Origin of the sequence: Cupriavidus sp. UME77, assembly GCF_014170355.1 — a bacterium.
GTDB lineage: Bacteria > Pseudomonadota > Gammaproteobacteria > Burkholderiales > Burkholderiaceae > Cupriavidus > Cupriavidus basilensis.
The window spans coordinates 79,449-89,943 of sequence record NZ_LZZU01000098.1 but is presented as its reverse complement, the minus strand read 5'-3'; the positions used below and the strand labels follow the sequence as shown (position 1 = coordinate 89,943).

Annotated in this window: 6 protein-coding genes; all 6 read right to left on the bottom strand. The window is 58.9% G+C overall.

Annotated features, from left to right (window positions below):
* Positions 1-1,156, bottom strand: a 1,156-nt coding sequence (gene tssA, locus A9975_RS37680) for a type VI secretion system protein TssA (protein WP_183037165.1), incomplete at its 3' end; no start/stop codon positions are given.
* Positions 1,157-1,202: 46 nt separating this feature from the next.
* Positions 1,203-3,695 carry an ImcF-related family protein gene (locus A9975_RS37675; protein ID WP_370565991.1) on the bottom strand — a complete coding sequence of 831 codons (2,493 nt, stop codon included), beginning with the start codon at positions 3,693-3,695 and terminating at the stop codon, positions 1,203-1,205.
* A 1,168-nt stretch (positions 3,696-4,863) separates the two neighbouring features.
* Entirely contained in the window at positions 4,864-6,048 is a 1,185-nt protein-coding gene (locus tag A9975_RS37670) for a hypothetical protein (protein ID WP_255504304.1), read from the bottom strand.
* Between the two features lie 101 nt (positions 6,049-6,149).
* On the bottom strand, positions 6,150-6,410 hold the full coding sequence (locus A9975_RS37665; RefSeq protein WP_183037162.1) for a PAAR domain-containing protein: 261 nt from the start codon (positions 6,408-6,410) through the stop codon (positions 6,150-6,152).
* Between the two features lie 941 nt (positions 6,411-7,351).
* Positions 7,352-8,086 (bottom strand): hypothetical protein, encoded by a 735-nt coding sequence (locus A9975_RS37660; RefSeq protein WP_183037161.1) that lies wholly within the window; start codon positions 8,084-8,086, stop codon positions 7,352-7,354.
* Positions 8,080-10,440 carry a M23 family metallopeptidase gene (locus tag A9975_RS37655; RefSeq protein WP_255504300.1) on the bottom strand — a complete coding sequence of 787 codons (2,361 nt, stop codon included), beginning with the start codon at positions 10,438-10,440 and terminating at the stop codon, positions 8,080-8,082. The genes A9975_RS37660 and A9975_RS37655 overlap by 7 nt, the downstream gene beginning before the upstream one ends.
* Positions 10,441-10,495: the final 55 nt, after the last annotated feature.

Genomic DNA, 10,495 nt, shown 5'->3' with positions numbered 1-10,495 from the left:
CCATGGGCTCGCCGCGCTCGACATCGCGTACGGTGGCATGGCGCGCAATCCACGCCAATGTGGTGTCATCCGCAAACGGTGTGCCGTCGGTGAAGGCCAGTTGATCGAGGCCGGGCAGGCGTTCGAGCATGAGAGCGCAGTCGGTGGCAAGCAGGTCACGCGCGCGGGCATACTCGCCGCCGGCCTGATCCTGGGCCGTGAAAGCGTAGTACTGCAGGTCCAGCCAGAAATGATTGGCGCCTTCGGCGAAGGCCTGCTCGACGCGGTCGAGCAGTTCCGGCCACTGCTTTTGCAGCACCAGGCGCTTGAGTTGGGCGCGCAGTTCGGCGCGCGGCGCCACCAGGCGCGTCTTGCCGCTGTGCTCGTGCGGCGGGATCTCGGTCAACGTATCCCACCGTACGCAGCGCATCAGGCGGTAGGCCGCGAGGTAGCCCTGCGGTTGCTGGCGCAGGTACAGCGCCATCTGGCGCGCCCGATCCAGCAGATCGCGCGTCGAGGCCACCTCGCCCAAGGCTGGCAGGACCGAGGCGGCCGCCGGCCCGGATGGCGCATCCCCACCAGGGTTGCCGGTGGCCGACGGTGACTCGACCCGGCCCTCGAAGCGACGGATGAGCCCATCCAGCGCCGGGCGAGCCGGTTCCGGCCACTGCGCCGTGCGCTCGAGAATCAGCGCCAGCGCCGACAAGGTACGTTCCAGCTGCGCACCGGCCAGGCCCGGCACCCGGTCGAGCCGGTCCGTGAACGTCGCGCCGGCCAGCCATTCGAGCGCCGCCTTGCGGCTCTCGGCCCGGGCGGGCAGCAGCCGGGCACCAAAACGGTCGACCAGTGCCGACAGCAGCTCGAAGCCAGCGGCGACCCCTTCCGCGCCATCGCGCCGCATGCGCCCGTAGACGTAGTACACAGCCAGGCGCAAATCCTTGGCGGTCAGCTTGAGCAGCCGCTCGGCGGACTCGACGATCAGCGTGTCGTTCACGCCGGACAGCTTGGCCACCTCCTCCTTGATGGCAAGGAAGTCGTCGTCGTAGCCCGGATCGTCGCCGGCCGGGGCGTCGGGACGGATGGGTTGCAGCCATGGGTCCCAGCGCGCCTGTGTGGAGCGCGCGAGATCCGCAGGGGCACGCGCGCCGAAGAGCGCGTTGAGAAGCTTGTTGAACATGGTTTGTCGTTTGTCCCTGTTTGTCTGCGTTTGTCCCTGTCTGTCTCTACTTGCGCAGGGCGGGTGTGGCGTGCGCCGCCGCCTGCGGCTCCCGGCCCACGAAGATCCGCGTTGGCAGCACAAAGCCCCGCAGCGCCAGCATCTCCAGCGGCCCCTGCCCGACCTCGGTTCGCATCAGGTAGCGCACCGGATAGGTCACGTCCGCCGCAACGGGCGCCTGGGCGCTGCGCGCGGTCAGGCTGTCGGGATCTTCGGCGAAGGTCCGGCCGTGCGCATCGGTCTGGCGCTCGGCACCGGCCTTCGGCGCACCTGGCCCTTCTAGCGCTTCCGACACATCCAGCGCGTCCGGCCTCGCCTGCCACGTCAGCTGGTAGTTCGCGCTATCCACCGGTTCGATGTGCGCCCGCTCCAGCATCCGCACCAGGCCCCAGCGGCCGCCGAACTCGTAGCTCTTGCTGGTGCCGGCGCGCTCGGTCTGCCATTGCAGCCGGGTACCCGGGTCCTGCAGGTTCTTGCCCGGCCACGTCAGCGCCTGCCACGTCTCGCGCTGGTTGTAGTAGTGCAGCGTCTGCCCATCGAGCGTCAGCAGCGTGTCGGTCAGGCCCGGGGTGGGGATCGGCTTGAACTCGAAGCGATACTGCGGCTCGCCCTGCGCAAGCAGGTGCGCCGCCATGCGCTGCAAGGTATTGATCGCGTTGAGGAAGGCCGGATCGAAGGACTGCGCCTGCCCGCCGGTGGCCGCCGGCAGCCACTGATCGCCCTGCAGCTCGAGCACGCCCGCCAGCTGCGTGCCGAGGAAGGACCCGATCAAGCCGCTGTGCGGGCGCAGGAAGCGCGCCAGCTCGGCCAGCGAGGCATCGTTGGCGGTATCCGCAAACGGATAGCGTCCGGCGAACGAGCGGCTCCACGTCATCGCAATGCTTTGCCGCCACGCGTCGTTCAGGCTTGCCTGCGCCGGTTGCAGCACCGTCTGCGTCGCCTGCGCGATGGGCCGCACGAACAGCGTCTCGCCCATGCCCGCCCACTGGCTGCCGAGACTCGCCGCCATCAGTTGGGCATAGGCCTGGGTATCGGCCAGTTCCGAGCCCTTGCCCTGGAACAGCGCCTGCGCCATCTGGCGGGCCTGCGCATCGGCATCGGCGCTGTTGCCGACCTGCTGCAAGCGCAGGCGCAGTGCCGTTGCGCGGTCGAGGAACCGTTGCAGGCTCAGGTCACCGCTGGTGCCAGCGTTGGTGCCGGCATGGGTGCTGCCGGGCTGGCCCTGCGCCACCAGCCGCAGCACCGGGCCAAAGGCCGCGCCCAGCGGCCCCGCCGCGTCCGGCTTCGCCACCTCGGGCCCCGCCGGCTTCTTGCCCAGCAGATCCTGCGTCTTGGCCACCAGCGTATCGGACAGCGAATCCTTGCGGGCACCGGCACCGCCCTGGTATTCGAGCGACCTCATCAGCGCGATGACGGGCGACTGGCGCGCATCGGCCATCAGCTTGAGCTGCCCGATCGCGGCCGGCAGGGTCGGCGCGGCCTCCCATTGCAGGCTGTTCATGAAGCCCTGCCAATGCTCCGCGTAATCGGCGAAGTACTGCTCGGTCAGGGCCGCCTGTAGCGCGTCGGCCGAACGGCTCTCAGTCTGCAACTGCGGCTTGCCGTCGGTCAGCACCCAGTCATTGGCGATCTCCGTGCGCCTGGCGGCCTGCTCGATCGCGGGGGCGACGTACCCCTCATAGGCCTGACGGGTGAAGACCCCCGGCACGATGGCGGTGGCCCGGACCAGCCCCCGGGGATCGGTGCCGGCGGTCAGCGCCGCCAGGGTCTGGTCCGGATACTTGCTGCCAGCGTGCTCACCAAAGGCCTGGATCACACCCCGATAGACGGTGTCCTCGGCGTTGCGCTCCCCGATCACGGCCAGCAGCGTCTGGCGGGCCCCGGCGACCAGTTCGGGCCGGGGCTCGATGCGCCCGGCCGGGTTGGCATTCAGGTGCTCCGCATAGAACCTGAGCAAGCGCTCGGCAAGGTCCTGCCGCTCGCCCGGGGTCATCCGGGCATCGGTCGACCAATGCTGCACCAGTTGCGGGGCCAGGAACGTGGGTTCGGCACGCTCCGGGTTGGCCAGCATCAGATAGGTCTTGAGCGCCTGATGGCCGCTCAGCGCCACCCGGTTGGTTGCCGCATCCAGCACCGTGGTGCGCAGTTGCGCAAGATCCACCAGCGACGCCTCCAGATCCCGCTGCACCGGCGCGACGAGCAACTCGCGGCTGGCCTGCGCGTAAGGCTTCCACAGCGCGGCAAGGATCGCCGGATCGCGATTCAGGCCAAAGCGGGTCGCAAGCGGCGCGTGATGCTGGGTACGGTACTCGTAGCGCTCGATCTGCTGCTGCAGAGCAAGCAGTGCCTTCAGCCGCGTGGCAGAATTGGGGGCCGCCTGGACATCCTGAATCACTTGTTGCGCAGCGCTTACGTCTTGCGCGTTGCGCATGCCCGACACCAGCATGCCTGCAGTCCACAGACCAACCGATACCAGCGCTAGCACCGTGCAGACCGCCATCGGGTGGACCCCGATCCGGCGACCGCGGTATCGCTTGGTACTCTCCCCAATTTCTCGCCAGGCTGGCAGCAACGAATCTACCTGAATACGAAGGGCCTCCGGCGCATTTTTGGCGGCGGCAAGCTTGACTATTTTTTCCGGTGCGTCGTCTGCGGGCGCGGGTATCGGGAACGGTATTTCGAGCGTGCCGAACACGGGTGCGAACATTACACCGGCCAGCGGTGCACTCCGCCACTTCGAAGCGTGCCACACCGCCCACCGATTCACGATGCTATTGCGATGCTCGCCGATGAAGGCTGAAATTCTTGCAATAAAGGGGTTCCGCGTGGGTTCCATACAACGCTCCAAGCCGAGTGCAGCGGTGCGAGACTCAAGCGATACCAACGCGTCATGCAAGGCGTCAGCAGTGGCGCCACGTGTCCGCCGACTTGTGTCATTGAGGAATGCGCCGATGGCCACGAGTTCTTCTGAGCAAGCGCCGGCCAACTTAACAGGGTGCAGAAATGTCACTGGCGCGGCCCAGCCCACTTCGACCTGGATCGCAGCCAGGGCACGAAGCGGCTCCGTGCCTGGCGCAACCGAATTGTCTCCCGGTAAGACTTGGACCACGGCATCGACCGGGCGACGGTAGCGCAACTTCCGCAATTGCTTGAGCCATGCGGCAGCCTCGATGCCATCAGGCGAGGCATGGACAAGGACGACCTCGTCCGAGCGCCATACGCCGGCCTGCTTTAGGCCCGGGGCCACCTCGTTGATCAACCCTTCGTCGCCACACAGCATCAACCACGGCATACGGTAGCGCCAGCGCCAACCCAACAGGTTACGCAGGTCACGGTGCAGTTCTTCCAGCCGTGCGTCGCATTTGAGTTTCGTTGCCGATGGAGAGCGCGTCTCACCATTCTCGCGGGCAAACAGCCGTCCAATGGCTTTGTCGGCACCAAGTAGAACGGCGATCAGGTACACGAGGATGGCGAAGACGACGAGGAGAGGAATCCAGATCAGGACAGAAATCCTCGCGTCGCGCGAAATCAGTCCAAAGACCTCACCATCGAACCACACCACGAGGGCCACTATCGCACCCGCTCCCGCCAGGACCAAGGGGCCGCCCCATAGGGATATAGGCCCGCGGTCATTCGAGGTGGCGGACTCGGAAGCCAACGCTTTTCGGTTAGTGCTCGGATTCGTCATGGGGAGTTGTTAAGACGTGAAGGACAGCTGCCTGGGCATGGTCGAGGATGAGATGTGCGCCGGTTTCACGGGACTCGATGGCGGCAGCAATGGAAAGCCACGGGTTGACCGCGCTGACATCGCCAATGATGCGATCCGGGCGGCGTTGTGCCTCCAGCTCGCCGAGTTGCGGAAGGAATGCAGCCTTCAGCGCGGCGAGCAACGCCATATCGTGCTCGCCGTCCAGGCAGGTAATCCAAGCACGCTGCAAAAGCGAAGGCTCAGTTTTCCCCCATCGGATCGCGTCGGCAAAGAGGTCGGCCATTGCGCCGCTTTCGCCTGCAAGCGGACGATGGAGTACGCCGATGACCTTTACCGATTCGGGCAACTGAAAGCAGCCTGGGTTGAGCAATACGGCAACGCACCCCTCCGCACTGCTGACTGGGGGATTGGCATCGTGCCAGTCGGCCGCAATCACAAGCAGTGGTCGCCACTCGCCCAGGTCAAGCCACGCATCAGCCACCATCAGAGCGTCGGACGCCGGCACTGTCTGGCAATCGAAGCACGGCAATCCCATGCGGCGCAGTGCATCCCGAACTTGGGATAGGCGGCTGGTGGCCAACTCAGGCTGGGCCAGCACGCGCACCACCGGATCGTAGGCATGGCCGTACTGGGACAACGCGCGCAGACTTTCCGCAAGCGGATTCAGTGCTTCGACCATCTTCAGGACAATCGTAGAAACTGTCTCAATTTCTGGCTGCACTAGCGCATCCGGAACGCCCTCGGTCGGCGAGGCCTCCTCCAGCGGGACAACCGACAGCGACTCTTCATCGAACCGGTTATGCTCGATCAACCCTGCCCCAATCCTCGGTGCCCGCGAATCGACAAGTGGCTTTTTCGCATTCAGCGCGCAGACAAGGTTCTTGTGTCCTTGAAGGGGCAGGCAATAGCCAGCTCCCAGCACCTGCAATGGGCGCTGCGCTTCGCGCACGCGCTCGTCGATCCATTTCTGCCTGTGGGCATTCCGATGGCGGGCGTGATACCACTGCACTTCGTATCCGACTCGCACGATGCCAAGCACGATCAGGAACACACCATTCGGTATGCCAACGCTGCGCCACCAGAACAGGAACCCGTGCGCCGGCACGCCTGAGGGCCACAGCAGCAACGCGATAGCGGCGCCCAATACGCTGCACACAACCCAGATGCCGAGCCACGACAAGAAGCGCGGACCGTGTGCCGGGTACGGACTCGCCTTTCCGCCCGGAGACAAATCAATAGGCATATTCAGGCGATATGGACATTCTGTAGTGACGAAATCAGGCGACACCCACACGCGCAGCGGTGATGGTGCATGGCTACGAGCCGTCCGTCCTGATCAGGAAAAGCACCATGACCTTCTGCAATTGTCGTGGAGCCATGGCGTGCGCAAAGGGCTGAATCGCCCTTGCGCGCGAGCGGCCGGCTCATGAACTTCATGGTTGGCGAAGCGCTTGTGACCTGACCGCCATATTCGAGTGCGTCACCGAGGCGTATGGGAGATTTCATGTTTCTGCTACCGGCGATCAATGACAATGAGCTGAAATCTTGGGCGGCACAATTATTCGTCCGCAAATTCGATTGTCTTCACGAATTCCACGAATATTTCGCAATTCACATCAATCTACCGCTAATACGAATAACCAATCTTCTTTATTATATCCATCACATCCATACGCTCCGTTTTCGTCAGCCTAAAATTCGGATCTACCTCCACGGAATAACAAGTCAAACCAGATTTTTTAGGACATGCGAAATAGAAATCTGGCACTGGCATTGCAACCCCGTCTCCGAAAATTCGATTAACATGGGCAATCGTCCCACTAAAATACACCCCTCGATATTCTCGTTGCCAGGAAATTATCCTGTAGTATCTCCCCCCGGAGTCCTCGGAGGCGATTACCTCTTTCGCTGTCACTCCTTGATCGTCTGACATAGGACCGGCGACATCACTAGATGGAGGGTTTTGGAAATTAAATTTTCGACACCCAAATTCAAGCATTGCAGGCACCCTCCTATTTTTTCCAAATATATTTATGCGAAATCGTATAGCAGTTGACATTTCACCCTCCTTTAAATTTACATTTACCGCCCTACTGACAACTTATTCCCCCATTTTATATCCGCATAATTGGCGCAGACGCGAGTGTTCCTCAGATACATCTTCCGCTTGCTTCGCATCAGCTGCGTGTGAAATAAAGCAGAGTAGACAGGATATTAAAATTAACCTCATCGCACACGCCCCCACTCACAATCGCCCTATTTTTTTAAAGAAATCACACTATCTCATGGGCTTAAATTTTATATCCACCGACCAGACAATCCTTGCGCACATTTATTAACATATACTATCGAAACCCTCACCCCACAATCAGAATCAACTCGCCACTCTTATCACACCAGACCACCAAGAAATACAAATCACACCTAAAGATAACAAATCACTCAGATTAATCCTCTTTGGGAAAAAATCTTATGGTTGACAAGACCTCAATGACCCGACCAAAGAACAATGGGTTAACCGTTAACGGCTGTGGAGCACTCTCCATCGCGCCTACAATGACATCTTCGTTATGAACAATACAAAACCTTATTACACTGAGAGATGTCGTTGTCTTGACGTTATCGTTAAACGCCATCACGAAGCCGATCCAATCTGCTCCCCTCAATTCCCGAAAAGCAACCATAGATTGACTAAAACGAGGCCGAACCCATTTTCCATCATTTAATCTCGCTGGACACTTTTGACTATTTGCCTCCCTAATTTTGGCTAATTGCTCGGAAGATTCTCGACCTGATTCATCCCATGTGAAATTCTCCCTTCTCTCGCACATCACGCCAAACCAGCCTCCATGGTTTCCGCCAGGACTTTTAAACGACCAATCGTAACCAGATTGCATTTCAGCCTGACTCAAGTAAGGAATACTATTATTTTTTAATCTTTTTTTAGAAAAATAAAAAATAACATCTGGATCATTGAATTTTACATGCCACCCAACACCTAGATTCAATGCATACCGACAGTCCCTCTGCTCAATCATGAATTCACTCGGCCCCTCGCTTAATTGCACCTCCCCCACTCTATTTCCAATAACTATCCGCCCATCACCCCCTGCACGCGCAGAGTTTATAAGCAATACGATCGATGACAGAATAATGATTAATCTGAAAATATCCATCACCATGCCTCCCGCCGAACATAACCTTCTGGCAGCAAGCTTTGGGATCCGTCTGCCAACTTAAAAGAAGTAAGATCAAACAAGACAACTTGGGCATTTGCAAATGCCAAAAATCTGGCTTGGATCCCCCAAATGGATGAATATGAACTAGATGGGAACCCAGTATTTACGGTTCCAGCAACTTTCCCGAAGGCCAAATTTTCGTAAAAATACCGATTCCCTTGAGCGGTGCTAAGCGACCTCATGGTGCTGCCGGGTGTCTGATAATAATCATCGGCACCTCGTGCCGCCCCGGACCATGCCCAGTATGCCCCAGCACTGTCGGCTGCCTCGAATGGATCGGTAGTCTTATTTCTTCGATTGACTATCAATGCTGATATTTGCGTTGATGCATCACTCAGTGAATTGGTTGGATCGTACATCGTCTTTTTTCCATTCACCACCGGCCTATTATTATTTGCTTGTATAGTGCGCTGCTCCAAGACAGACTTAGCTTGCAAAGCAGTATCTATCCCAGAAAAGTCCCAGTATCTTATATAATTACTCGCGTGCGTTAATTGAAGAAATCCACGCCCATCCCAAGGCTTGTACCAAAAAGGAGAGTTTTCGCTAAACTTCTGAAACCACTGAGTCTCCTGCGTGGCATTCCCCATAAAACAGGCGGTACGCACAAGTGATGTTATTCCATATTTTCTAAATGCCTTGTTAAGTTCAATACGCCGCTGAAATGCGCTACTGGTGTTTGATAACACTGGATCAGCACCGACTATAGAAACCGGATTCCAGTTCCAGTTCCCATTACTCTTGTCAGCTGTATAGCTGGGAAGCAGTTGAGCCAACTCGACTCGACTCAGCCACCCACATCGCCTGAAATGGCGAACAAATGCAAGTGGATGAAAGAACCAGAATCTCTTATCAGTCCCTAAAGGGGTCTTATCCAGAAACTGGAATTTCTGCAAGAATTCTATGAACTTCGTATATCCTTCCGGATCGATGTCCTTGCGTTTTCCAAAAAAACCATCCGGGTCATTCAGTCTCTGGTAGCGGGCCTCGTTGCCGCTAGCATCCCACTCACTCGGGGCATGGCAAACGAAGCCTCTGAGCTTTTGCCGCACCTCTGCGTGAGTTTCTATGTATGCGGCGAGCTTGCCTTCCTGTGCATATCCCGGGCCCATTCTTTCGTCAGGGGTTTCTGCTTCCTCGACTACGGCTACGATCTTGCGCAACTCGTCGTAGTCGCACATGCCATCCTCACTGAATGGTGTGTTGCCTTCGTCGATTTTCTGCCAGCCCGTATGAAACGGGAAGTCCGCATCAGACAGCTTTTGGATCGCGTTCTGGCTGATGTCGATGTAGCCCTGCTTGCCCGTCTCGAAAGTCACAGAAACCCATGTTTTCTGGTCTGCGGCCGACAGCTTCGGGCTATCTCTCAAGATACGCCCGAACCGGAGCATCTCGTAGCCATCGCTCGGGCATTGCGGATAGAGCGCTGTGGCGCGCGCAAACATCTCGTACTCATAGTTCGCGTAGGCGTCCCGTATAGCGGAGGGGGTCAGGAGCGTGACGGTTCCATCTTTTTCAACCCAGGAACGCGTGTAGCGTTGCCCCCTGTGGAAATAGGCTTCGACATACAGCTTGCTATCGGCGTCCAACGTGCCCGCCTGCAGCGCAGGGAAATAAGTCGCGGCGGCCCCTACTTGACCGGGGGGCGCACTGACAAATGTCTGACCACCGGGGATCACGAAGTAGCTGTTCCCCCAATAGTCTTTTGATGCCGGGGTGGTGGGGTTCTCGTTTCCGAGCTGAATGGCATGGCCTGGCTGCTCGAACCATGCCGTGAAGTCGGCCTCGGTCATGAAGATTTCGAAATGCAGGTGGGGCTGGCCGTGACACGCACCGTAATATCCGAGGATATCCTTGCGATAGACCTTCAGATTCTGCGGAACTTTCACGCCATTGGTTGGATTTTCCAACCACTTTGGCAGTACGGTGGATGACCCTACGTCCGGCAGATTGTTCGGCAACGGCCCCACTTTCGTACGAATGCCATCCAGATCCAGCAGATGCATGTACAGGGAGTAGAAGGTGATACTCCGGCCCTCGCCCGTCTCGGTCGTGTGTTTGAGCAGCACAAAGCCGGTAGTGGAGTTCAAATCATCGCTGCCGTCGCTGTTTCTTTGTCCGTCAGTGACGGGCTTCTGGCTTACGAGATAAGCAATGACTTTACCGTCGGCGATCGCCCGTACAGGCTCGGTTTGCATGGTGGGTACCAGATGCGCGCCGCAATGCCAGCGGCGGTCAAATGCAATGGGGTAGACGCCGTGGTGACTCAGCTCGTACTTATCGACGACATCCATCATCGGATCGGTCCTGCTCGGGTCGCTGGAAGTCAGGCCATCGGCCGGGAGAAAGGGA